Source organism: Iodobacter fluviatilis (genome assembly GCF_900451195.1).
Classification (GTDB): Bacteria; Pseudomonadota; Gammaproteobacteria; order Burkholderiales; family Chitinibacteraceae; genus Iodobacter; species Iodobacter fluviatilis.
On the sequence record NZ_UGHR01000001.1, the window covers coordinates 2,199,788 to 2,224,640 of the forward strand.

Consider the following 24,853-nt stretch of genomic DNA (forward strand, 5'->3'; position numbering starts at 1 on the left):
TGTCTTTGCGATATTTTGCAAGGACACCCCGACCATCATGTTTATTTTGCTTTCTCGTTATTAGAAAGGCCATAAACATAGCCAGCCAATAAATGCACTTTGGCATCGCCTAGGAACTCTTTCCATGCAGGCATCACATTGCTGCGACCATTGGTCACTGTTTCAATGATTGCTGCTTCAGAGCCGCCATAGAGCCAAGTATTGTCAGTCAGGTTAGGCGCGCCCAAGTCCTGATTGCCCTTACCCTCTGCACCGTGACAAGCCACACAGGTTTGCTTGAAGGTTTCGGCACCACGTGTGGCACGCAATTCATTACGTGGTTTGCCAGAAAGTTGCAAGACATAGTTAGCGACGTCTTTTACTTTCTCTTCGCCCAATACAGCACCCCATGCCGGCATCTGACCATGACGGCCGTTAGCAATGGTTTCCAGAATTTTTTCTGGTGAGCCACCGTAGAGCCAGTCGCCATCAGTCAGGTTAGGGAAGCCCTTGGCTCCGCGTGCATCTGCACCGTGACACTGAATACAGTAAGTCAAGAACAGGCGTTTACCCATGTCTCTGGCTTCCTGATTTTGTGCAACAGCGGCGATCGGCATTTTGGAGTACTTGTCATACAGGCCCTGATACTTGGAATTAGCCTGTACCACTTCTTTGCCATACTGATTGTCAGAGGTCCATTTCCACAAGCCGCCCCAGATGCCAGGGTAGAGCACAAGGTAAACTGCACCAAAAACAATGGTCATATAGAACATCATGACCCACCAACCAGGTAGCGGGTTGTTGTATTCTTCTAAATCACCATCCCATTTGTGGCCGGTTACTTCGGCATTTTCACCTTTTTTAAGCTTAACAACACCTTGGCTCATTAAGAGCAAAGTCATTGCTACAATACCGCCGATCACAATGATCGCGATCCAATAATCCCAAAAGATACTTTGAAAATCTGTCATTTTTTATATCCTCTAGAAATCAGGAGGTTTTGTTTGATGAGGGCAGATCATCGTCAAGGAATGGCAGCTGCGCTGCTTCATCAAAGGATGCTTTGCTGTTTTTGCTGCAGGCCCAAACGAGGATACCTACAAAGCAGATAAAGCTGATTACGGTCGATAAAACCCGCAGATCGTTGAGCATTTCCATGATGAATTACCTTTTGTTTTTGAGCGCAAGACCCAAACCCTGCAGGTAGAAAATCACTGCTTCCATTTCTGTTTTGCCTTCTACCGCTTTGACAGAATCTGCAATTTCTGCGTCGGTATAAGGAGTGCCCAGTGTCTTAAGTGCTTTAAGTTTGGCGGGCATAATGGCCGCGTCTACTTTATTGGCAGCAAGCCACGGGAAAGCAGGCATATTGGATTCAGGCACTACATCGCGCGGATTCATCAAGTGAGCACGATGCCATTCATCCGAGTAACGCGCACCTACACGAGCCAGATCAGGCCCTGTACGTTTAGAGCCCCATTGGAACGGACGATCGTAAACGGATTCACCTGCAACCGAGTAATGACCATAGCGCTCGGTTTCTGCACGGAAAGGGCGGATCATTTGTGAGTGGCAGTTGTAGCAGCCTTCACGAATGTAAACATCACGCCCGGCTAAAGCCAGTGCAGAGTAAGGTTTAACGCCATCAATAGGCTTAGTGGTTGAATTGCTGAACATCAGCGGTAAGATTTCAACCAGCATCGCGATACTGAGCGTAATCAGGGTGAGGATGATTAAGAACGCAACGTTTTCTTCAACCCGCTTTTGCAGCTGGTTCATAAAGTTTTTCATGGTTTTCTCTCCGTTCGATCAGGCGTGTTGAGCGATGGCCGGAATTTTGGCATCGACGGCTTGGCCCGAGAAAACGGTACGCAGCACGTTGTAAAGCATTAATAACATGCCCGACAAGAAGCACAGGCCACCTAAGAAGCGGATAAAGTAATACGGGTACGATGCTTTAACCGAATCAATAAAGGCATACGTTAAAGTACCGTCAGTATTCACTGCACGCCACATCAAGCCTTGCGTTACACCGGCAATCCACATGGATGAGATGTAAAGCACGACGCCAATCGTTGCAATCCAGAAGTGGGTGTCGATCAGTTTGACCGAGTACATTTCTTCTTTATTAAAGAGGCGTGGGATGAGGTAGTAAATCGAGCCGATGGTAATCATGGCCACCCAGCCCAAAGCACCTGAGTGAACGTGACCAACGGTCCAGTCTGTGTAGTGCGACAGTGCGTTCACTGTTTTGATGGCCATCATCGGGCCTTCAAAAGTGGACATACCGTAGAACGACAGCGCAGTAACCAAGAACTTCAGGATTGGATCGGTACGCAGCTTATGCCATGCGCCCGACAGCGTCATGATCCCGTTGATCATACCGCCCCAGCTTGGTGCCAGCAGAATCAGGGAGAACACCATACCTAGCGACTGTGTCCAGTCTGGCAGTGCGGTGTAGTGCAGGTGGTGAGGACCCGCCCACATATAGGTAAAGCACAGTGCCCAGAAGTGAACGACGGACAGGCGATAGGAGTAAACCGGACGGCCTGCTTGTTTTGGCACGAAGTAGTACATCATGCCGAGGAAACCCGCGGTCAGGAAGAAGCCTACGGCATTGTGGCCGTACCACCATTGCACCATGGCATCAATTGCGCCAGAGTAAACGGAGTAAGACTTTGTTGCCGATACAGGAATCGCCAGACCATTCACAATGTGCAGCAACGCTACAGCAAGAATAAATGCGCCATAGAACCAGTTGGCTACATAAATATGCTTCACTTTGCGTTTGGCAATCGTGCCAAAGAACACAATTGCGTAGGCTACCCAGATTACTGCGATCAGCCATGTAATAGGCCATTCCAGCTCGGCATATTCTTTACCGCGGGTTAAGCCCATAGGTAAAGTAATGGCGGCTAAAACGATCACCAGCTGCCAGCCCCAGAAATGGAAGGCGGCGAGCTTGTCGGAGATCAAACGCACATTACAGGTGCGCTGAACCACGTAATAAGACGTTGCAAATAATCCGCAGCCACCAAACGCAAAAATAACCGCGTTAGTATGCAGAGGACGTAAGCGGCCAAAGTGAAAGTAGGGGCCAAAATTAAGTTCTGGCCAGTACATCTGGGCAGCGATGATCACGCCAACCAGCATCCCGACAATCCCCCAAATGACTGTCATGATGGCAAATTGCCGCACCACTTTGTAGTTGTATGTACCTTGGTGTTCCATGCGAGCTCCGATTGATCTCCAACAGCTTGGACTTTGAAAATTTGGACTTGAAAAATGTACAACCTGTCTGCATTTAGCCAGTTGTAAGGAATGACTGGCTTTTTGCTAGTTGTGAATATTTCTTATGTAATTATGCCAACTGAACTTTAGCTGCTTCAGCGGGCTGTCTTATTGACGAACATCAATGCCTTTCGTCAGATCGCGGCATTTTACACCCCGTCAGACTTTAATTCTTTGTTTTTTCTTTCGTCAGAGGAACTTTTCTCTATTAGCATGCTGTCATCATCTTGCAAAATCTGCCAGCCAGGCCCCTCCATATCATCAAATTGCCCTCCTTTAACCGACCACCAAAAAAGAATTCCAATTAAAAAAACCAGCAAGACCGATAGTGGAATAAGTAAATAAAGGCTTTCCATTTAGTTTTTTCCTCTGAGGCGCAGCGCATTAAGCACCACCAAGAGTGAGCTGCATGCCATGCCAAGGCTTGCAATCCAGGGGGTAATCAGGCCGCATACCGCCAGAGGCAGGGCGGCCAGATTATAAATAATGGCCCAGGCTAAATTCTGACGGATGATTGTGCGGGTTTTTTTTGCGAGGGCCAGTGCTTTGGGAAGCCGGTCCAGCTGATTGTTGAGTAAAACCATATCGCCGGCAGCATGAGCAACATCCACACCTGCTCCCATGGCCATCGATACATTGGCCTGTGCTAAAACGGGTGCATCATTGACGCCATCACCAATCATTAATACACAACGGCCCTGCTGCTGAAGCGTATTGATGTAAGCGAGCTTATCCCCAGGCGTTGCTCTGCCAACAGCGTTTTCAATATGCATGTTTAAAGCCAAAGCTTGCACGGTAGCGTTGTTATCGCCCGATACAAGGTGCAGGCGTAAGCCTGCTTTGCTTAAGGCGGCAATGGCATCCGCCGCATCGGCCCTTAAAGTATCTGCCACAATAAAAGCGCCTAGCCATTCTGTTGTACTGGCGATGGCAACCAAACTGCCTTCTGCATGCCGGATGGCATCGGGCATCAGCATGGCGCACTGGCGATTTACAAATTCCGGATGGCCAATAAAGTAAAGCACCCCATTCACTGCGCCACTTAAACCCCCGCCAGGATAGGTCTGTATCTCTTGAGCCAGTGGCGCATTGGCCTGCACAAAGGCACGAGCAAGTGGGTGGGCCGAGGCTGATTCCAGTGAAGCGGCAATCTGGCGGGCCTTGTCTTCGGTGCTCTGGCTGGCAATATAGTGTTGAATTCGCGGCTCTCCGTGAGTGAGGGTGCCGGTTTTATCGAGCATGACATCTGTGATTTGCGACATCGTTTCCAGCGCCGGGCTGCGTGCCACCATGAGCCCCAGCTGTGCCAAGTGTCCGGTAGCCGCAGTCAGGGCAACCGGGGTAGCCAGTGCGAGCGCACAGGGGCATGAAATCACCAGTACGGCCACCATAATGGGCAGGGCATGAATAGGGTCGTGCAAATGCCAGTACAGCCATGCCAGTGCTGCGGTCACTAATAAAATACTGATAAACCAGCCCGATACCTGCTCTGCCAGTAAGGCAAGGCGGGGTTTTTGTGCCAGCGCTTGATCCAGCAGGCGCACAATGGCGGCAAGTCGGGTGTTTTCGCCGATTTGGGTGATTTCAATATGCAAGGGCGCTGCCAGATTGAGCGTGCCGCCTGTTACGTTCATGCCTGCTGTTTTAGGGACAGCGAGGCTTTCGCCAGTCAGCAAAGCCTCGCTGACTTCGCCGCTGCCCTGGCGGACAATGCCGTCTGCCGGGATGGTTTCACCAGACTTAACTAAAATCTGCTCGCCAATTTTTAGGCTGTTGACGGTGACTTCGCTTGTGCCTTGTTCATCTATTTTGTGGGCAAATGCGGGAATCAGTTTGACCAGTTGCTCGGTGGCTGCACCGGCTTTTCGCCTTGCACCCATCTCCAGATAGCGGCCTGTGAGCAACAAAAAGACAAACATGGATACCGAGTCAAAATAGATTTCGCCATGGCCTGTGATCAACGAATAGCAACTGGCTGTAAAAGCCGCCAGTACGCCAATGGCCACCGGCAGATCCATGCCGGTGCGGCGGCGTTTTAAATCGCGCCAGCTTGAAATATAAAACGGCGTTGCAGAATAAAGAACCACGGGCAGGGTGAGGGCCAGACTAGCCCAGTTCATCAGATTGAGCCATTCAGGGGCAATCTCGCCAGCTTTAGACATATAGATGGGCACTGAAAACATCATGACCTGCATCATGGATAAGCCCGCTACCCACAGGCGGAAGAGTGCACTTTTGCGCTGCTTTTGCCAGCCTTCTTCTTGCCTTGCCTGATCATAGGGCTGGGCGCGGTAACCGATGGCTGCAATGGCTTGCAAAATGGTGGACAGCTGAATCTGCTTTTCATCCCAGCGTACACGGGCACGATGGTTGCTATAGTTAATGCTGGCTGAAAGCACACCGGGCAAGGCCTGGAGATGACGCTCATTCAGCCAGATACAGGCTGCGCAGCTGATACCCTCTAAGATTAGTGCAGCTTCGCGCACATCGGCATCAATATTGAGTACAAAGCTGGTTTGTAAGCTGACATCATCAAATAGCTTTAGCTGGGCCAGTAGCTCGTCAGGTAGTGGTTTGACGCGGTCTGCGGGTTTGTCGCGCTGAGTGTAATAGCTGTCCAGCCCGCTTTGGATAATGGTATTAGCTACGGCCTGGCATCCGGCACAGCAGGTGGGCTGCTCTGTTTGGCGGTAAATAATCGGGAAGGATTCGTTTGGGCTAAGCGTTTCGCCACAGTGGAAGCAGTCGGTGCGGGAGATCATGCGGCGTTGACAGCCTTAGAAAGGATAAAGCCTAAGCTCTGCAGACACAAAGAATACTAAGGAAAAATGAAGACACAGAGAAATGGGCGAGAATTTGCTTGGCGATGCGTTGCCGTTTACAAACAATCGCAGAGGTAAAGATCGGCCTTGCGCTACCTTAAGTCTTTTCTCTGTGCGTTCTGTATTCTTATTTCGTGCTGTGCCTGCAGATCTTTTTTGAAAAATGTAAGCTCTTATTGAGTCTTGGCTTACACCAAGCCCTTAGGTAGCGAGAAGATGACGTTTTCTTCTATGCCATCCATTTGACGGATATGACCCGCGCCAAAGCTTTCTACCTGCGCGATCACCTGGCGAACCAAGATGTCTGGCGCAGAAGCGCCTGCTGTCACGCCGATATTGGTTTTGCCGGTAAACCATTCTGCTTTTAGCTCACTGGCGTTATCGACCATATAAGAGTCGATGCCTAAGTTGGCGGCGACTTCACGTAGGCGATTTGAGTTAGAACTATTGGGTGATCCAACCACGACCACCACATCGACTTCTTTGGCTAAATGCTTAACGGCATCCTGACGATTCTGGGTGGCGTAGCAAATATCGTCTTTTTTAGGTCCAACGATATTGGGAAAACGCGTGCGCAGGGCGTCAATTACAATTTGTGCATCATCCACAGAAAGTGTGGTCTGGGTGACATAAGCCAGCTTATCGCTCTCAACAGCCAGAGTGGCAACATCGCTGACTTCTTCAACCAGATACATGCCGCCCTGAGCCTGGCCCATGGTGCCTTCTACCTCAGGATGGCCTTTATGGCCGATCATGATGATTTCAAAGCCTTGTTCACGTAGTCTTTTTACTTCGAGATGGACTTTAGTTACCAGCGGGCAGGTGGCGTCAAAAATGGTCAGGCCCCGTTCAGCCGCTTCAGCACGCACGGCTTGTGAAACACCGTGCGCAGAGAAAATCAGTGTATTGCCTGCAGGCACATCGGCTAAGTCTTCGACGAAAATCGCGCCTTTTTGCTTAAGATCTTCGATCACAAATTTATTGTGAACCACTTCGTGGCGCACATAAATTGGGGCGCCGAACTTTTCCAGTGCTTTTTCTACGATGGCAATGGCGCGGTCAACCCCCGCACAGAAGCCCCGTGGCTGAGCCAGAACAATATTCATGATCATACTGTTTTCTCCGATGGCGTTTCACGGCGGAATGAATCGATCACCATTAAAACTGCACCAATACAAATGCCTGAATCGGCAATATTAAATGCCGGGTAATACCAGCGCTGCTGGTAGTGAATCTGAATAAAATCGATCACATGGCCTAGCAGCATTCTGTCGATGGCATTGCCCAGCGCACCGCCTAAAATCAAGGCTAAAGCCAGCGCATAACGGGTTTCGGCATGATGTTTTTTAAGCAAAAACACGATAAACGCAGAAACCCCCAGCGCCAGCACGGTAAAGAAATGGCGCTGCCAGCCACCCGCATCAGCCAGAAAGCTGAACGCTGCGCCGGGATTATAAGCCAGCGTCAGGTTAAAAAAGCCCGGAATGATGGCGCGCTGCTCGCCAAACTGAAACAGCGCTTCAATCGCATGTTTGCTGGCCTGATCAAAGATCAGAACCAGCAGCGCAATGGCAAGCCAGCGCCCCAGCCCGCTTTTAAGCATGAGCACGAACCTCACCTTGCTTAAACAGATTGTCGTTACAGCGGCTGCACAGTGTGCTGTGGTCACTGTGGGTGCCTACGCTGGCGGTGTAATGCCAGCAGCGATCGCATTTTGCGGCCGTTGACGCACTCACACTGATGCGGGTTGCATCGCCTTTCACCAGTCGGGCTTGAGAAGTAATCAGGACAAATTTCAGCTCGTCGCCTAAATCAGCCAGAGCAGCATAAGTGTCGCCTGCCGCAGTGATTTCAACTTCAGCCTGTAAGCTCGATCCCAGTTTGCCATCAGCGCGTTGCAACTCGATTTCTTTTTGTGCCGCCGCGCGTACTTCACGAATCTGTACAAAGCGGGCATTCAGCTGCTCTGCATCGCTGACGGCAGGCACCGCGTGCCATGCAGACAGGAACACATTTTCTTCGTTATTGAGTGTGCCCCATGCTTCATGCGCGGTGAAAGACAGAATCGGCGCAAGTAAGCGCACTAGGGCTTGGGTGATATGCCAGAGCGCGGTTTGCGCCGAGCGGCGGCCCTGGCTGTCTGCGCCCATGGTATAGAGGCGGTCTTTAATGATATCTAGGTAGAAAGAGCCGAGGTCTTCCGAGCAGTAAGCGTGGATTTCCTGCACGGCAAGGTGAAACTCGTATTTGCCGTATAGCGCAGTGATTTTCTCTTGGAATGAAGTCAGCTCAACCAGGGCGTAGCGGTCAAGTTGCAGCAACTCTTCAGCGGGCAGCAGATTTTGTTCAGTAAAATCAGAAATATTAGCCAGCAAGAAGCGCAGGGTATTGCGGATGCGGCGGTATGAGTCGGTCGTGCGTTTCAGAATTTCATCTGAAATTGACAGCTCACCCGAGTAATCGGTTGATGCCACCCACAGGCGCAGCATGTCCGCGCCCAGTTGATTAATCACCGTTTGCGGCGCAATCACATTGCCCTTGGATTTGGACATCTTCAGGCCCTTGCCATCCACGACAAAACCGTGGGTGAGCAATTGCTTGTAGGGCGCACGGCCTTCTGTGGCGCAGCCTGTGAGCAGGGACGACTGGAACCAGCCGCGGTGCTGGTCTGAGCCTTCCAGGTACAAATCGGCAGGCCAGGTGAGCTCTTCTCTTTGGCGCAATACGGCGTAGTGGGTGGAGCCAGAATCAAACCACACATCCAGCGTATCTTTGAGTTTGTCGTAATAAACCGCGTCGTCACCTAAAAGCTCGCTTGCGTCGAGCTTAAACCACGCTTCGATGCCTTCAGCTTCGATGCGCTTAGCTACGGTTTCGAGCAGCGCGCCCGAGTTCGGGTGTAGTTCGCCGGTTTCTTTGTGCACAAAGAACGTCATTGGCACGCCCCAGTTACGCTGGCGGGAAACGCACCAGTCTGGGCGGTTTTTAATCATGGCTTCCAGACGGGCACGGCCCCATGCTGGGAAGAATTCTGTTGAATCAACCGCTGTATTGGCTTGCGAGCGAAGTGTTTTACCTTCAGTGCCTGCGGTTTCCATGCCGATAAACCACTGGCTGGTGGCGCGGAAAATAATCGGCGTTTTATGACGCCAGCAGTGCGGGTAGCTGTGTTCTAGTTTTTTGCTGGCAAACAAAGCGCCACGCTCTTCTAGCAGAGCCAGTACCAGCGGATTGGCTTCCCAAACTGTTTTGCCAGCAAAGAATTCTACATTGCTGTAGAAGCGGCCATCATTACCCACCGGGTTATCCGTTGGAATCTTGTACTTGCAGCCCACCACGTAGTCTTCCAAGCCGTGTGCGGGCGCAGTATGCACAAGACCAGTACCCGCTTCGGTTGTGACATGGTCGCCGCAAATAACCGGCACCACACGCTCTAAGAAGGGGTGTTGCAGTTGCAGAAATTCCAGCGCAGCGCCCTTGGCTTGGGCGATGACTTCGGTGGTTTCGATGTCGTAACGTTTGATGGTCGCTTCGGCCAGATCTCGGGCCAGAATCAGCAGGCCTTTCGGTGTAGCGATCAGATCGTAAACCAGCTCAGGGTGAACCGATACGGCTTGGTTGGCTGGTAGGGTCCAAGGTGTCGTGGTCCAGATCAGGGCAAAAGCGGGTACATCGCCCACGCTGACGCCGCCAAAGGCTTTAGACAGCGCTGCGTTGTCGCTAACACGGAAACCCACATCGATGGCGGGGGAGACTTTGTCTTCGTACTCGACTTCGGCTTCAGCTAAAGCAGAAGCACAGTCTACGCACCAGTGAACCGGCTTTTGGCCACGGATCAGATAGCCATTGGCATGCACTTTGCCTAAGGTGCGGACAATATCCGCCTCGGTTTTGAAGTCCATGGTGCGGTAAGGATTGTTCCAGTCGCCTAAAACGCCTAAGCGGATAAAGTCGGCTTTCTGGCGCTCAATTTGGATGGCTGCGTAATCACGGCACAGCTCGCGGGTAAACGCCGCTGGCAGGCGTGTTTCTTTAGGATCAAGGCCATTGGCCTTACGGTATTCCTGCACACGCTCAAAAATACCCGGGTTGGCTGCCACTGCCTGCTTATCAAATTTAACGATTTTCTCGATTTGATGCTCAATTGGCAGGCCGTGGCAATCCCAGCCCGGCACATAAGGCGCATCAAAGCCATCCAGTGTTTTGGCTTTGATAATGATGTCTTTCAGAATTTTATTGACGGCGTGGCCAATATGGATGTCCCCATTGGCATACGGCGGGCCGTCGTGCAGCATAAATTTAGGACGGTTTTCTTCTTTTGCTTTATTGCGAATGGCTTGGTAAAGCGCATTATCCTGCCAGTCTTTTAAAAAGCCCGGTTCGCGTTTAGCTAAATCACCACGCATAGGAAATGGCGTGTCGAGTAAGTTGACAGGGTACTTATTTACGGGTTTGGTCGACATGGTGATCTCTTAAATAGCGATGTGGTTGCAAAGTAAGGGGCGATGCTTTGCAACGACCTCTGGTTTTTTATTTATTGCGGACGTCTTCATGACGTGAGGCATTTCTGTTTACCGCAAACCATTCTTTGGCTGCGATGCAATCTTTTTCGATTTGTGCCACTAAAGTCGGTAAATCAATATATTTTTCTTCGTCACGCAGTTTATGCAAAAAGTCTACACGCAGATGCTGACGGTATATCTGCCGGTTAAAATCAAATAAGTGCGCTTCTAATTTAGGGTAGAGGTCGCCGCCGTGGATGGTGGGGCGAAATCCCAAGCTTGCTACGCCTTGATATGGCTTTTCAAGCCCGTGGATTTCCACTACAAAAATGCCAAATAAAGGCGGCCGATTATGTTTTATTTGAATGTTGGCCGTTGGAAAACCAAGCGTTCTGCCAATTTTATCACCATCAACAACTCGCCCGGAAATCGAGTAGGGGCGGTTTAAATAGTGCGCTGCTAAATTCATATCGCCAGCGGCTAAGGCATTGCGCACGGCGGTGGATGAAATTCTCAGACCACCATCTGCAATGGTGGCAAGACTACAGGTGCTGAAATCAGGGCTGGCTTGCAGCAGGGCAAAATCGCCTGCGCGTTTTGCACCAAAGCAAAAATCGTCGCCCACAATCACATGCCGGGCATTTAAGTCTTTAGCCAGAATCTGATCTCTGAAATCCAGCGCGCTTAACGATGAAAACTTGCGGTCAAAGCGCTGCACTACCACGTAGTCAATTTTTCTTGCTGCCAGTAGCTCCAGTTTTTCCCGCAGGCTGGTGAGGCGGGCGGGCGCTGAATCAGGTGCAAAAAACTCCCGCGGGTGGGGCTCAAAGGTGAGTACGCAGGTTTTGAGCCCGTGCATTGACGCTGCCGATTTTAATTCGGCCAGCATGGCTTCATGGCCAGCGTGCAGGCCATCAAAATTGCCGATGGTGATCGCCGCAGGAGGAAGGTGCGCGTCGGAAACGTTTCTGAAAACTTGCATGCTTAAGCGCTTAGGCTGACTTTACAAAGCCGTAAATTGTAGCGGCTGGCGAGCGTTTTGTCAGTTCGCATATGAAGATGGGTGATTATTGCTGGATTTTTGCGCGGACGAGCACGCTGGCGCGTTCATTTTGCAGACCATTTCAATGGCTCACGTCTACGCTGCCCGTTGCTGTGGCGATGCCCTGGATGATCTGTCTTGTGCCCACGCGCACGCGCACCGATTGACCTTCGGCAGCGTTATTCATGGCAATTCCTTCGTTGGCAACTTCAATGACGTCATCGCGATAAATAACCCTCACCTTTTGGTTTTGCTGGATCACCATGGCGGCTCTGAGCATTTCGCTGCGCAAGGGTTTGCCTGAAGCAACGGCGGTGTTGAGTACGCGGCCCACGGCTTGGGATGGATCCATAATCACAGACCCGGGAAGAGTGCCCAGGTCTCCTTGCTGAGCAGATAGATCGCCCGTGCCGATTTCCTGATTACCAGAAAGAGGGCGCGCGGCCGTGTAGTAGGTCACCAGTAGAGATACTTTTACCGGCAGATTGATGCCCCAGCTGGCACCGTCCACACATTGAATTCTGAGCATGGTGTTGCCTAAAAGGCGGTAGCCGCTGGGAAGCCCTACATCGTATTGCTTGCAGGGTGCGAGCTGGATGCGTTTATCAATCTGGCTGAGCTGATAGCTCGGTACGCCATTGCTGTTGGCGAGGGACTGATCAAGCCATTGTTGCGCCGCACGCTGAATGGCGGTGATATCTGTGGCATGAATGGCACTGGTGGATAGTGCAAATAGTGTAAATAGCAGAGGTCTCATAGAAGTGATTATAGGCGTACTGCCGTACATCGCCTACAATCGTGGCGTCGCGGGATAAGTGGAAAGCCATGTTAGATCTATTGTTTGGAATTACAACGCTGGTAGTTTTGCTGGCGGGCGCTCTGGTGGTTGCGCGTTTGCAGCAGCTGGCACAGTCGCAAAGAGATGTGTTGGATACGCTGACACAGGATATGGAGGCCAAGCACAGAGAAATGCTCTCTGATTTGCATCAGGGCTTAAGCAGGCAAACAGAAAGCACGCATGCAGCCTTAACACAGCAGGGCGCGCAACTGTCTGATGCGGTCACGCGATCAGGCGAGCGCCTGCGCGACACCATGACCGAAGCCTTTGAGCGGGTACGCAGTGGTGTGGGCAGTGAATTAAAAGAAACGCGTGAATCGCTGACGCGCTTGCAAACCGCGCAGACCGAATCGCTCTCGACCATGCGCCTGTCTTTGACGACTACTTTGTCTGAAACACGCGAGTTGGTGGTGAAGCAGTTAAGCGATATTTCCAGCCAGCTGACGGGTAAGCAAGATGCTCTGCGGGAAGAAATTTTATTGAAACTTTCCCAAATGCTGGCCGAGCAATCGGTGCGTGAAATGGAGCAGATTCAAAGCGCGCTGGCGCTGACCACAACGCAGCTGACTGCTGCCGTGGGGGAGTTAACCAAAACCGCCGATGCAAAATTGGGCGAGATTTCAGGGAAAGTCACGGAACGCCTAGATGAGGGTTTTAAAAAGACCAATGAAACGTTTGCCAGCGTGATGGCACGCCTTGCGACGATTGATGAGGCACAAAAGAAAATTGATGGTTTAACCACCAATGTGGTTAGCCTGCAGGAATTGCTGGGTGATAAACGCAGCCGTGGCGCATTTGGCGAGGTGCAGTTAGAGCACCTGATCCGCAATGTGTTGCCCAATCAGGTGTACGAATTTCAATCGACTTTAAGTAATGGTACACGCGCTGATTGTATTTTGCGGTTGCCAGAGCCAACCGGAACGGTGGCGGTGGATGCTAAATTCCCGCTTGAAAACTATCATCGGATGTTTGATGGCACGCTAGATAAGGCGGTGGCGTCTAAAGCTTTCAGGGGGGATATTAAAAAGCATATCGACGATATCTCCAGCAAATATATTATCCCGAATGAAACAGCCGATGGCGCCGTGATGTTTATCCCTGCGGAGGCGGTGTTCGCTGAAATCCATGCCTATCACCCCGAGCTGGTGCAGCATGCGATGGCGAAGCGGGTATGGATTGTTTCGCCCACCACCTTGATGGCGGTACTCAATACTGCGCGGGCCGTGATTAAAGACGTGGAAACACGTAAGCAAGTGCACATCATCAAAGAGGCATTGGGTAAGCTGGGGCAGGAGTTCACTCGTTTTGATGATCGGATGAAAAAATTAGCGACGCATATTCGCCAGGTGAACGACGACGTGCAGCAGGTGAGCATCACCAGCGATAAAATTTCGCGCCGCTTTGTTGAGATCGAACAGGTGAAGTTAGAAGGTGAGCCGGAACCTGTTTTGATTGAGTAAAGAAACGCCACTTCGGTGGCGTTTCTTTATGGTGCTTTACGGGGTTGTTTTACATAGCTCTCTTAGCCGCTGATTATTGCTTTTTAGCCAAGGAACGATTTCATCGCCCGGCATGGGTTTGGCAGTGAGGTAGCCTTGGACTATATCGCAGCCTAGCTCTTGTAATACGGCCAGGTCTTCTACGCATTCAACGCCTTCAGCTACGCTTCTGAGATCCAGTTTTTTAGCAATCTCAATGGCGCTGGCCAAAATGGCACGCAGATGAGGCTTGGCATGTGCGCCATCAACAAAAGAGCGGTCTAGCTTTAACTCGGTAAATGGGATGCGGGAGAGCTGCTGCATCGATGAAAAGCCAGTGCCGTAATCATCAATGGATAAGCCAAAACCTTTGAGCCGGAGTCTGGCCAGCGTGCCCAGCGCATTGCCTACATCGCCCATTACTGCTGTTTCAGTGATTTCCAGCACAATAAAGCTGGGGTCGATGGCGTAGCTGGCTACTTTCTGGGCGATATGCTCGGCAAAAGTGGAGTTCGATAAGGACAGCATGGATAAATTAATCGCCACGGTGATTTTTAATCCACGCTCATGCCAGTGGCGGCATTGCTGAAGGGCTAGGTCCAGAATCTCCATTGTCAGCTCGTTTATTAACCCTTGTTCTTCTGCAATGGAAATAAATTGCGAAGGCATGACCAGCCCTTTTTCGGGGTGCTGCCAGCGAATAAGGGTTTCCACTCCTTTTATAACACCGGTTTTGATAGAAATTTTGGGTTGAAAATAGGCAATAAACTGATGTTCAACCAGTGCTTTGGTGATTTCAGAAGCCGCCATCACGACTTCCGGCCTAGATTGCGGACTCTCTTTGCTGATGGGTTTGAAGTGATCGAGTGCCTTGCTGAGTTGCGGAAGTGTCAGTGGTTTTTTTATCGCACCAAGCACCGGCAGGCCATAAGCTTGCAGCATGGTTTCAACCGACGAAATCAGAGCGTCTTCTTTGGCGCTGGAAACAATCACTGAGACTGCAATTTCCCGGTGTGCTAACTCCTGGATCAGCTCTATGCCATCCATGCCAGGCATTTCCAGATCGATCAGCATGACATCCGGAAGCGGGGAGTTTTGCAAGAGGAGTAATGCCTCGTTACCATCAGATGCTTCGCCCATCACTCTAAGCCCTAGCTCTGTGCAGAGTGCGGCGGCATGCATTCTTTGAATGAGGCTGTCTTCTACAATAAAAACATTGAGTTCGAAGGGCATAATCATCACCGGTTGGAAAGTTTTGCAATCACGTCAGGAATTCGCTCAAGAGCAATGACTTCATCGCATGCTTCCAGTTTAATGGCTTCTTTGGGCATGCCAAAAACCACACAACTGGCTTCATCTTGTGCATAGGTGCGTGCACCGGTGTCATGAAGTTCTTTAATGCCTCTGGCGCCGTCATCCCCCATGCCCGTCAGAATAAAGCCGGTTGCATTCCGGCCTGCGGCATTGGCAACAGAGCGAAATAGCACATCCACTGACGGGCGGTGCCGGCTGACCATTGGGCCGTCAATGACATCCACATGGTATTGGGTGCCGTTGCGCTTAACCAGCATATGTTTCCCCCCCGGTGCAATCAGTGCCAGCCCAGGTAAAATACGATCATTGTTTTTGGCTTCCCGCACTTCAATTTGCGAAAGGCTGTTGAGCCTGGCTGCGAATGTGGCAGTGAATTTTTCGGGCATATGCTGAACAATCACAATGCCAGGTGAGGTTTTAGGTAGCTCAGGCAGAATGCTTTCCAGTGCCTGTGTGCCTCCGGTTGACGTGCCTATGGCGATGATTTTTTGCGTGGTCTGAATGGTGCTCTGGCTGCCAGCAGCCTGCAAAATCGCATCAGCCGACAGCTTGGGCGAGCTCATTCTTTCTTGCATGATGCTAGCCGATGATGCTGGGGCCGAATGTGTTCTGGAGGGAGGGGGCGCGGACGGGCTGCTGTGATGTGTTTGCGGTGCGGCGGCTGGGCGCAGCCGTTGCAGTCTTGCCATGGATGCGGCACGAATGGCATGGATCAGATCGGCCGAGCTGTCCTGAATAAAATCACGCACCCCAAGAGAGGGCTTGGTGATAATGGCCAGCGCGCCTGCCGAAAGGGCCTGCATAGTGATTTCAGCCCCTTTTTCTGTGAGCGAAGAGCAGATCACCACAGGTGTCGGGCGCTCGGCCATGATTTTTTTCAAAAAGGTCAGCCCGTCCATGCGGGGCATTTCGATATCCAGCACGATCACATCAGGCCAGTCTTTTTCCATTTTTTCGCGGGCAAAAATGGGGTCAGGGGCTGAGCCGATCACCACGATGTCGCTGGCTTTTGAAAGTGTGTCGAGCATGACTTGCCGCACAACAGCAGAATCATCAACGATCATGACTTTAATGGTCATGGTTTAGCCTTGCATTATGAGCATAATCTTAGTTATAGGGGGTTAATACCGATTGTGCTTTTGGAGTTGATTTAGCTGCTTGGTCTGGCCGTTGTTTTGTGCTATTTGGCTTGGTGTAATAGTCGATGCACGATAATTTTGCCAGTGCTCAGGTCAAGTAAAACTCTGCGGGAGTGACGTCCGCCCGTATCTTCAAAATCAATTGTGAGCGAAGCGTTTAGTAATATTCTTTTTGCGGCATCAATATTACGGCCGCCAATGGATAAGGATCTGGCTTCTGCTTGTAAAATATGGCTGCCGCCGTAAATATGGTAGCGGTATTCGCCGGGAGAGGTGGTATTGCGCTGCATAAACTGGCATAGCAAATTAAAAGCATCGCTGCCATAGCGCCCGTCTAATGCGGCATTGTGCTTGGAATCGGGAAGTAAAAAATGGCACATTCCGCCAAGTTGACGCTGTGGATGCCACGCCGTAATGGCGAGGCAGGAACCCAGCAGGGTGTAAAGCTGGTCTGGGGCCTGGGAGAAGTGAACTTCGCCAGGGAGTAGGACAATGCGCTTAACCGGCATGGCGGCGTTGTGGCTCGTTTATTGTATTTCGCGGGAGTCGGAATTGGCATGGTGCTCCAGACTGAGGTTGACGTTCTCGTCAACAAGATCAGCCATTTCGCCTAAGGAAAGTGCATGGTTTACATCAAGGATAATGACGAATTTATCGTTGATGCTGCCGATTCCCGCAATAAACTCACTGCGTACTTTTGCGCCGAATTCGGGAGGTGGCTCTATTCTGGATGCGGGAATCTCAATGACCTCGTTGACTGAGTCAACCAGTACCCCTATATCGTGATATTCCTCGGCAAAAAAGACTTCCAAGATAACGACGCAAGAGCGGCGGCCAATCTTGCTGCTGCCTTTGCCAAAACGCACTGCTAAATCAATCACCGGAACCACCGCGCCACGCATATTGATCACGCCATGCATAAATTGCGGCATAAGCGGCACTTCGGTTACGCCAGCGTATTCAATGATTTCTTTAATATTATGAATGATGACAGCAAAAATCTCTTGGTTTAAGGTAAAGGTAAGGTATTGCTTTTCTTCTGCGGGCGCAGGGGTAAGGCTTTCTTCTTTGTTTTTCCTCAGGTTGCGGATATTCATGGATTTGTTCCTTGGTGAACGCCAGAAAAGTATGGCTTAGGCAGAAGGGGTATGGCGGAGTGCTACCGTTTTTCCTGCTGTTTTTGTGGCGTGTTCTGTACGGAAAAAACATATCATTTCTTGCAGGTGTTTGGCGTGAACAGACAGCTCTTCTGCGGTTGAGTTAAGTTCTTCAGCCGCAGCTGCGTTGCCTTGAGTGGCTTGTGAGATTTGCGTCATGGCCCCGCTGATTTGCTCTATGCCTCTGGACTGCTCTTCTGAGGCGGCTGAAATTTCTTCAACCAAATCTGCTGTTTTTTGGATTAACGGCACGATCTCTTCCAGACGCTCACCTGCGCTGGCGGCTTGCCCCACGCTGCTATCAGCTAACTCGCTGATTTCTTGTGCCGCAATTTGGCTGCGTTCTGCCAGTTTTCGTACTTCGGCTGCCACAACGGCAAATCCTTTGCCGTGTTCCCCCGCACGCGCAGCCTCAATGGCGGCATTAAGGGCAAGTAAATTAGTTTGATAAGCAATATCGTCGATAATTTTAATTTTGCCCGCGATGAGTTTCATGGCACATATGGTTTCTTTTACCGCTGTCCCACCCTTAACGGCTTTAACCGATGCTTTACCCGAGATGCCTTCGGTAATCTTGGCGTTTTCATTGTTTTGCGAAATGGTTGCGGTAATTTCCTCAAGAGATGAGCTGGTTTCTTCGATGCTGGCGGCCTGCTCGGATGCATTTTGAGATAAATTCTGTGATGAAACGCTTACTTGTTCGGAGGAGCTGGCAAGTGCATCTGCTGTGGCATAAATTTCGCCCATCACTTGATTAAGCGTGCCGGCCATTTTCTTTAAAGAAAAAATAATGCTGGATTGATCCTCATGAGCCAGCGCGACATTAATTGATAAATTGCCTGATGCCACTTGTTCTGCAATATCAACAGCAAGGCTGGGCTCGCCACCGATTTGCCGCACAATCTGCCTGCTGATAAATAAAGCAATGAGTAGCGAAAGTAAAAATGAGCCGATGATAATGCTGCTTATCAGTAGGGTTATTTGTTCTGAAATCTCGTTGGCATAGTTAAAGAATTGCTTGCTTTGTACCTCTTTTATATCCTGAAGGGCAGATAAGGCATCGTCGAATTTTTGAAAACTGGGCCGAACTTCATTGATAACGATTTCTTTAATAAGGTCGATATCTTGTTGCTGTTTAACAGCATCAATGACTTTTTTCTGGGCCAGTTTAAATGCCTGCCAATCAGAAGGTAGCGCCTGGATGAGTTTTTGCGCCTCCTCGTTTTGCTGCGTGTTATTAAATTTAGTAATGAGATCCATCATTGTTTTTTCATAACCATCCATTTCTGTAATCAGGTCTTTTTGCATTTTTTCATTTTTGGCTAAAAGATAAAAATTGAGCTTTCTTACAATATAAACAGCGTGTAAATTGGCTTTTGCATTGTCTTTAATCGGAATGAGCTGATCGGTATACATATTATTTACAAGCTGGTTGAGCTGTTTTATTTTATAAATGCTGATTGCCCCGGTCAGAAGGGAGGTTCCTGCAATAATCAGGAATGAAATAAGCAGTTTGTTCCCGATTTTTGAGTGGTTAATCCAATCCATATTATTCTCCAAAGTTGCTGTTTGTTATCATGGATATATGTTCCCTCAGCGGCATTGCCTTGTTGGTGGAATGGTGAGAGTAATCAGATTTTTTATGCGCAAACTGAATCAGCTGAGCGACATCCAGAATAAGCGCAACTTGGCCTGAGCCTAAAATGGTGGAGCCGCTGATTCCTTTTAATTCTTTAAACAGCAGTCCCAGAGGTTTGATAACGGCCTGAAACTCGCCAATTAATTTGTCAACGACTAATCCTGCACGGTGCTGGCCATATTGAATAACAACAATATTTTCTTTATTGCTTTTGTTCTCAGGGAAGTCGAAAAGGCTGCGTAAGCGTACAAAAGGAAGAACTTTTCCTCGTAAATTAACAAAATTATGCTGTTCGTCATCTGGTGTCAGCTCGGCGCATTCCAAAACCAGATCAAGTGGAATAACAAAAGTAGCATCGGCCACCATGACTTGAAATCCATCGATAATGGCCATGGTCAGCGGAAGGCGGATTCTGAAAATACTCCCCGTGCCCTCTTCAGACAAAACTTCTACTTCACCGCGTAATTGTTCAATATTACGTTTTACCACGTCCATGCCTACACCCCGGCCGGATAGGTGAGTGACTTTCTCTGCTGTGGAAAATCCAGCGGCAAAAATAAGCTGATAAATTTCATGCTCGCTTAAAACAGCCTCTTTACTGATTAGATTCTTTTCAATAGCCTTGTTTAAAATGCGTTCTTTATTTAAACCTGCACCATCGTCACTTATTTCAATGACAACACTGCCTGAATCGTGAAAGGCATTCAGAATGATTTCGCCTGCCGCAGGTTTTTCTTTACCAATTCTCTCATGTGGAAACTCAATGCCATGATCAACTGCATTTCTGACGATGTGCATTAGCGGGTCGCTTAACTTTTCTATCATGCTTTTATCAAGCTCTGTATCTGTTCCTATAAGCTTAAGATTGATTTGTTTGTTTAAGTCTCTGGCCGAATCACGTATAACCCTTGGGAATCGTTCAAATACCTCTTTGATTTGTACCATTCTTAGGTTGAGTGCATTGTTCCGGATTTGCTCAACCAGCTCAGACAAATTGGCACATGCTTCATTCATGGCAGGATCATTTGTTTTTTTAGAAATTAAATTAGCTGCAGCACCCGCAATAACCAGCTCGCCGACCATATTAATTAAGGCATCTAGTTTGCCTGCTTCTACTTTTATATATTTTAATTCATTGTTTTTTTTGTCTTCGACTTGTTTCTGTTTTTGTAATGCAGCAGCGACGACCGGGGCCGCAACTATTTTCTCTTCAATAAAAATACTGCCTAATTGTCGGTCAGGCTCTGTTCTTTGAATATGCAGAATTTCTTCAAGCTCTAATGGAGTGATTGATCCACCTTTTAAAATAATTTCTCCTAAAAGCTGCGGTGGCTCTGGCAGTGAGTGAATCAGATCAATATATTCCTGAATTTTTGCGTGCGGGGGCAAAATACGGATCGTGCTGTCTTTACGGATAAAGTCAAATGCGCCTTCGATGGTTTTTTTATCTTTATCCGATTCAAGATCAATCTCAAAGCCTAAATAACAGTCTTCTGTGTTGATTTTATCCAATGCGGGTATGTTATCGGTCAGCGTGCAGATGTAACTTATTTCACCTAATGTGGCTAAATAACGAATAAACTCCAGCGGATCCATGCCATTCATTAAATTATTTTTATTAAAGCGTAGTGAGATATGCCAATGGCTGTCGCCGGTTTGTTTGTGTTCATCTTTTTCGATGGAGCCGGTGGGGTCTATGGTTTGTACGCTGCTCGGTGAGAACAAAAAACCATCAAGCATCCTGAGTAGGTTTGCTCGGTTTTCCGGATCTGGATCAATGTTTTCTGTTTTATTTTCAACGGCATTAATTAACAGGCTGAGATAGTCTTTGCATTCAAGTAAAATAGAAATCATTTTTTCATCAATAGCGATTTCATTGCTTCTGACCTGATCCAGCAGGCTTTCCATGCTATGGGTAAAAACAACAATATGCTCAAGCGAAAATAGCGCTGCGGACCCTTTTATGGTGTGTGCGGCCCTGAAAAGCGAATTTATTTCTTCACTACTGACGTTGCTGCCCTCAATGGTCAGGAGTGCGGATTCCATCGAGTTAAGCAAATCTCTCGCTTCTTCGATAAGGGCTCCTCTGGCGCTGTCTAAATCCATTTGCTACTCCCGGGTCATGTCCTGAGCCATTTTCAGATTTTGCCGAGGCTAACGCAGGGTCAGTACTAATGGATCACCCAATTCGGCGGCAATATTATAAAGATCGATGACATCAAGTACGCACTGGCTGTGTTCCTGAAATTGCAGCGTTATTTTTTTATCGTGAGCATATTTTTTTAAACTGATTAAAAGCTGAATGCCTGCACTGTCTATTTCATTGACTTCAGATAAATCGATATAAATGGTGTGTTCTGTCTGTAATAATTCGAGCAGGGTTTCCTGCATTAATTTACTGGTGTAAATGGAGATTTCACCACTGATTGAAATGGTGCATAACTCATTTTGAATTTTGTGAGTGATGGGCATTGCATTCATCCTGCGGTGTTGGCCTGAGAAAGCGCGCTTTAAGTTGCTGACAGTAACGTCAGGGCTGAAAGGTTTTTGCTTTGCAGTGAGTGGCCAGCGTTGAGGAGTAACACTCCGCGGCTATATGCTTTATGTCCTGGCTGCTGGTTGAAAATGCAGCTCTGGGTTGTTTTTGTACTGCGTAATACAGGCGCACGCTTCATTTTTAAGGCTTTTATTGACTTGATCGGTAACTTATTCATAGTCAATCTTGATCAAACTTGAAAGCCACTCATTAAATTAGTGTCTGTTTACAAGGGCATACTCAACAGTTGGGGCTTGTCCCGATGTAATGAATGGCCTGCTTTGTTAGATTGAAAAATAGGATTAGGAATAATCAAAATATCGCAGTAGCCGCTTTAATCAGTTGGCCGTGTTTTTGTCTGTATAACTTTATCCTCTTCATTTGCTGGTGTATCTGCGGAGGGTGGGTAAGGTGCTTGCATGCTCCCTTCGGGTTGAGCGTGCGGCGATTAAGGGCCAGGTTTAAAGTGCTTTGGGTGGTTTTTTCTGCGCGTATTAAATAAAAATAGCGTTGTTTTATAAGGCGTTTTGCCGTGTTTTTCCGGTCTGATTCTGCTGCTGTAAATATGCCCGCATTGTGTGTTTTTAGCCTTTGGCGCGGCAGGCTGTCTGATATAAAAAGGAGTTTTGTGAATGTTGATTCGCCCGATTGAGACTGGAGATTTACCTGAGTTGCTGGCTCTGGCAAAAGAAGCAGGGGTGGGGGTGACCACGCTGCAAGCCAATCCTGAACGTCTGTCTGCGCGAATTTTAGCAAGTGAAACCTCACTCAACGCTGAAGCCCCTGATACGGCAGATGCTAGCTATGTGTTTGTGCTTGAAGACGAGCTCACCGGCAAAATTGTAGGGACATCGGCCATTGAAGCTGCGGTGGGTATGCATGAAACCTGGTACAACTACCGGGTGGGCATTAATGTGCATGCTTCGCGCGAGCTGGGTATTTATAAGCAGCTGGAAACGCTGTTTTTAAACAGTGATATGACTGGGTCGAGCGAGCTTTGCTCGCTGTTTTTGTTGCCCCATTATCGTAAAGACGGCAATGGCAGCCTTTTATCAAAAGCGCGCTTTTTGTTTATGGCCGAGCACAGTGCCCGCTTTTCTCACCGCATTATTGCTGAGATGCGCGGCATTTCAGATGAAGAGGGGCGTTCTCCTTTCTGGGAGAGCCTTGGACGCCATTTTTTCCGTATGGATTTTGCGCGTGCCGATTTTCTGTCCTATGTAGGCAGCAAATCATTTATTGCGGAGCTGATGCCTCAGCATCCGATTTACACCTGTTTCTTGCCGGAGGAAGCTCGTCTTGCCATTGGCGAAGTTCATGCGGCTACACGTCCCGCCCGGGCCATGCTGGAAGCTGAAGGCTTTCATTACCAAGGGTATGTTGATATTTTTGATGCAGGCCCAACCCTTGAGTGTGAGCTGGATCAGGTGCGTGCGGTAAGGGCAAGCGGCTGCTTCGAAGCGCAGTTGGTCGGCTCAGAGGCCGGTGTGCCGTGGCTGGTGTCCAACCGTCGTTTGGTCGGTTTTCGCTGCGTGATGGCCATCGGGCAGAAAACAGAAAATGGCCTGCAGCTGACTCAGTCTGTGCTGGATCGGCTGGGTATTGCAGCGGGAGACAGCGTGCGCGCAGTACCGCTCTCTGCCAAGGAGTAGCCATGCAGCTCATCGATGGGCGTTGGTCTGTGGGGAAGGGGGAGGCGTGGACATCACGTAACCCAGTCAGCCAGCAGGCGGTTTGGGTGGGTAATGCAGCAAGTGCTCAGGAAGTGGACGCGGCTGTTGCGGCGGCACGATCAGCGTTTCCATTATGGCGGGATACAGAACTGAGTAACCGGATTGCGGTGCTCCGGTGTTTTGCTGATTTATTGCAGGCTAATTCTGACGAGCTGGCCGCAACCATTGGCCTTGAGACCGGCAAACCACGCTGGGAAGCCGCGATGGAAGTGGCCAGTATGGTGAGCAAGGTGGAGATCTCGATCCGGGCTTTTGAAGAGCGCACCTTTCGCAGAGAATCCACCCAGGGTGATGCCAGTGTGATTTTGCGCCATCGCCCGCATGGTGTGGTGGCAGTGCTTGGCCCTTATAATTTTCCGGGCCACTTGCCAAATGGCCATATTGTGCCGGCGCTGCTGGCGGGTAATGTGGTGGTTTTCAAGCCTTCTGAATACACACCAATGACCGCTCAAAAAACGGTAGAACTCTGGCTGGCTGCGGGTCTGCCCGCTGGTGTGATTAATTTAGTGCAGGGGAGTGCTGCAACGGGCGCTTTGCTTGCTGCACATGCTGATTTGGATGGCGTGTTTTTTACGGGCAGCTCGGCGGCTGGTTTTGCAGTGCATCAGCAGTTTTCTGGCCGACCCGATAAAATTCTGGCTTTGGAAATGAGCGGCAATAATGCGCTGGTCGTGGATGAGGTGCAGGATATGCCGGCTGCAATCCATCATGTGATTCAGTCTGCGTTTATCTCTGCTGGCCAGCGCTGCTCCTGTGCTAGGCGTCTGTTTGTGCCCAAAGGCGAGTGGGGTGATTTATTTTTAGAACGTCTGGCCGATGTGAGCGCCGAGCTGAGAGTAGGTCCGTGGGATGCAGAGCCTGCGCCCTTTATGGGGGCCATGATTTCCATGGCAGCGGCAGATAAAATGTTGTCAGTACAGGCCTCCCTGATGGAGATGGGCGGCAAAGTCTTGCTGAAAATGTGCCGTTTAAACGCTGATTCGGCGATGCTGACCGCAGGGATTATTGATGTAAGCGATATCGCAGGGCTGCCAGATGAAGAGTACTTTGGCCCCTTGCTGCAGTTGCAGCGCTATGGTCCGTTTGATGAGGCCATTCGCATGGCCAATAGCAGTCGTTTTGGTTTGGCGGCAGGACTGCTTTCTGATAGCGGTGAGCGTTATAAAACATTCTGGCGCGAATCTCGTGCAGGCATTGTGAATTGGAATAAACCGCTGACCGGAGCCTCCAGTGCCGGGCCGTTTGGCGGAATCGGGGCCAGTGGCAATCACCGGCCCAGCGCTTACTACGCAGCAGATTATTGTGCTTACCCTGTTGCCTCTTTAGAAACAGAATTACTGGCGATGCCCACGAGTTTGCCGCCGGGTATGGTTATTGATTAAT

The 24,853-nt window shown here is 49.6% G+C and carries 21 protein-coding genes; 3 read left to right on the forward strand and 18 right to left on the reverse strand.

Going from position 1 to position 24,853, the window contains the following annotated elements:
* Window positions 1-41 precede the first annotated feature (41 nt).
* The 11 genes from ccoP to flgA all read right to left on the reverse strand — a co-directional run bounded on the left by ccoP (window position 42) and on the right by flgA (window position 12,393).
* On the reverse strand, window positions 42-950 hold the full coding sequence (gene ccoP, locus DYD62_RS10100) for a cytochrome-c oxidase, cbb3-type subunit III (protein ID WP_115227220.1): 909 nt from the start codon (window positions 948-950) through the stop codon (window positions 42-44).
* Between the two features lie 19 nt (window positions 951-969).
* Window positions 970-1,137 (reverse strand): cbb3-type cytochrome oxidase subunit 3, encoded by a 168-nt coding sequence (locus tag DYD62_RS10105; protein WP_099397690.1) that lies wholly within the window; start codon window positions 1,135-1,137, stop codon window positions 970-972.
* A 6-nt stretch (window positions 1,138-1,143) separates the two neighbouring features.
* A complete protein-coding gene (gene ccoO / locus DYD62_RS10110; RefSeq protein WP_099397746.1) occupies window positions 1,144-1,758 on the reverse strand; it encodes a cytochrome-c oxidase, cbb3-type subunit II in 615 nt (204 codons plus the stop codon).
* A gap of 30 nt (window positions 1,759-1,788) precedes the next feature.
* Entirely contained in the window at window positions 1,789-3,210 is a 1,422-nt protein-coding gene (ccoN, locus tag DYD62_RS10115; protein WP_115227221.1) for a cytochrome-c oxidase, cbb3-type subunit I, read from the reverse strand.
* Window positions 3,211-3,419: 209 nt separating this feature from the next.
* Complete coding sequence (gene ccoS, locus DYD62_RS10120) at window positions 3,420-3,626, reverse strand: cbb3-type cytochrome oxidase assembly protein CcoS (RefSeq protein ID WP_115227222.1); 207 nt, start codon at window positions 3,624-3,626, stop codon at window positions 3,420-3,422.
* Complete coding sequence (locus tag DYD62_RS10125) at window positions 3,627-6,032, reverse strand: heavy metal translocating P-type ATPase (RefSeq protein WP_115227223.1); 2,406 nt, start codon at window positions 6,030-6,032, stop codon at window positions 3,627-3,629.
* Window positions 6,033-6,280: 248 nt separating this feature from the next.
* Window positions 6,281-7,204 (reverse strand): 4-hydroxy-3-methylbut-2-enyl diphosphate reductase, encoded by a 924-nt coding sequence (gene ispH / locus DYD62_RS10130; protein WP_115227224.1) that lies wholly within the window; start codon window positions 7,202-7,204, stop codon window positions 6,281-6,283.
* The gene (gene lspA / locus DYD62_RS10135; protein ID WP_115227225.1) at window positions 7,201-7,695 is read right to left on the reverse strand and encodes a signal peptidase II; all 495 of its coding nucleotides are present in this window, start codon (window positions 7,693-7,695) and stop codon (window positions 7,201-7,203) included. Before lspA ends, ispH begins: the two co-directional genes overlap by 4 nt.
* Entirely contained in the window at window positions 7,688-10,555 is a 2,868-nt protein-coding gene (gene ileS, locus DYD62_RS10140) for an isoleucine--tRNA ligase (protein ID WP_115227226.1), read from the reverse strand. The genes lspA and ileS overlap by 8 nt, the downstream gene beginning before the upstream one ends.
* 67 nt (window positions 10,556-10,622) lie before the next feature.
* The gene (locus DYD62_RS10145) at window positions 10,623-11,576 is read right to left on the reverse strand and encodes a bifunctional riboflavin kinase/FAD synthetase (protein ID WP_115227227.1); all 954 of its coding nucleotides are present in this window, start codon (window positions 11,574-11,576) and stop codon (window positions 10,623-10,625) included.
* Window positions 11,577-11,718: 142 nt separating this feature from the next.
* Complete coding sequence (gene flgA / locus DYD62_RS10150) at window positions 11,719-12,393, reverse strand: flagellar basal body P-ring formation chaperone FlgA (protein ID WP_165928621.1); 675 nt, start codon at window positions 12,391-12,393, stop codon at window positions 11,719-11,721.
* Between the two features lie 68 nt (window positions 12,394-12,461).
* Here flgA and DYD62_RS10155 point away from each other — a divergent pair, with 68 nt between their 5' ends.
* Window positions 12,462-13,934 carry a DNA recombination protein RmuC gene (locus DYD62_RS10155; RefSeq protein WP_115227229.1) on the forward strand — a complete coding sequence of 491 codons (1,473 nt, stop codon included), beginning with the start codon at window positions 12,462-12,464 and terminating at the stop codon, window positions 13,932-13,934.
* Window positions 13,935-13,970: 36 nt separating this feature from the next.
* Here the strand turns inward: DYD62_RS10155 and DYD62_RS10160 are convergent, their stop codons facing one another.
* The 7 genes from DYD62_RS10160 to DYD62_RS10190 form a co-directional block, all read right to left on the reverse strand.
* The gene (locus DYD62_RS10160; protein ID WP_233702901.1) at window positions 13,971-15,185 is read right to left on the reverse strand and encodes an EAL domain-containing response regulator; all 1,215 of its coding nucleotides are present in this window, start codon (window positions 15,183-15,185) and stop codon (window positions 13,971-13,973) included.
* Window positions 15,186-15,190: 5 nt separating this feature from the next.
* Complete coding sequence (locus tag DYD62_RS10165; protein WP_115227231.1) at window positions 15,191-16,345, reverse strand: protein-glutamate methylesterase/protein-glutamine glutaminase; 1,155 nt, start codon at window positions 16,343-16,345, stop codon at window positions 15,191-15,193.
* 101 nt (window positions 16,346-16,446) lie between these two features.
* A complete protein-coding gene (locus DYD62_RS10170; RefSeq protein WP_115227232.1) occupies window positions 16,447-16,914 on the reverse strand; it encodes a chemotaxis protein CheD in 468 nt (155 codons plus the stop codon).
* A gap of 18 nt (window positions 16,915-16,932) precedes the next feature.
* Window positions 16,933-17,502 carry a chemotaxis protein CheW gene (locus DYD62_RS10175; protein WP_115227233.1) on the reverse strand — a complete coding sequence of 190 codons (570 nt, stop codon included), beginning with the start codon at window positions 17,500-17,502 and terminating at the stop codon, window positions 16,933-16,935.
* Window positions 17,503-17,538: 36 nt separating this feature from the next.
* Complete coding sequence (locus tag DYD62_RS10180; RefSeq protein WP_207916365.1) at window positions 17,539-19,110, reverse strand: methyl-accepting chemotaxis protein; 1,572 nt, start codon at window positions 19,108-19,110, stop codon at window positions 17,539-17,541.
* A 1-nt stretch (window position 19,111) separates the two neighbouring features.
* Complete coding sequence (locus DYD62_RS10185; RefSeq protein ID WP_115227234.1) at window positions 19,112-21,307, reverse strand: chemotaxis protein CheA; 2,196 nt, start codon at window positions 21,305-21,307, stop codon at window positions 19,112-19,114.
* 48 nt (window positions 21,308-21,355) lie between these two features.
* Window positions 21,356-21,673, reverse strand: a complete 318-nt coding sequence (locus DYD62_RS10190) for an STAS domain-containing protein (protein WP_165928622.1) — start codon at window positions 21,671-21,673, stop codon at window positions 21,356-21,358.
* A 696-nt stretch (window positions 21,674-22,369) separates the two neighbouring features.
* Here DYD62_RS10190 and astA point away from each other — a divergent pair.
* The gene (gene astA / locus DYD62_RS10195; protein WP_115227236.1) at window positions 22,370-23,389 is read left to right on the forward strand and encodes an arginine N-succinyltransferase; all 1,020 of its coding nucleotides are present in this window, start codon (window positions 22,370-22,372) and stop codon (window positions 23,387-23,389) included.
* A gap of 2 nt (window positions 23,390-23,391) precedes the next feature.
* The gene (gene astD / locus DYD62_RS10200) at window positions 23,392-24,852 is read left to right on the forward strand and encodes a succinylglutamate-semialdehyde dehydrogenase (protein WP_115227237.1); all 1,461 of its coding nucleotides are present in this window, start codon (window positions 23,392-23,394) and stop codon (window positions 24,850-24,852) included.
* The last annotated feature ends 1 nt before the right edge of the window (window position 24,853 follow it).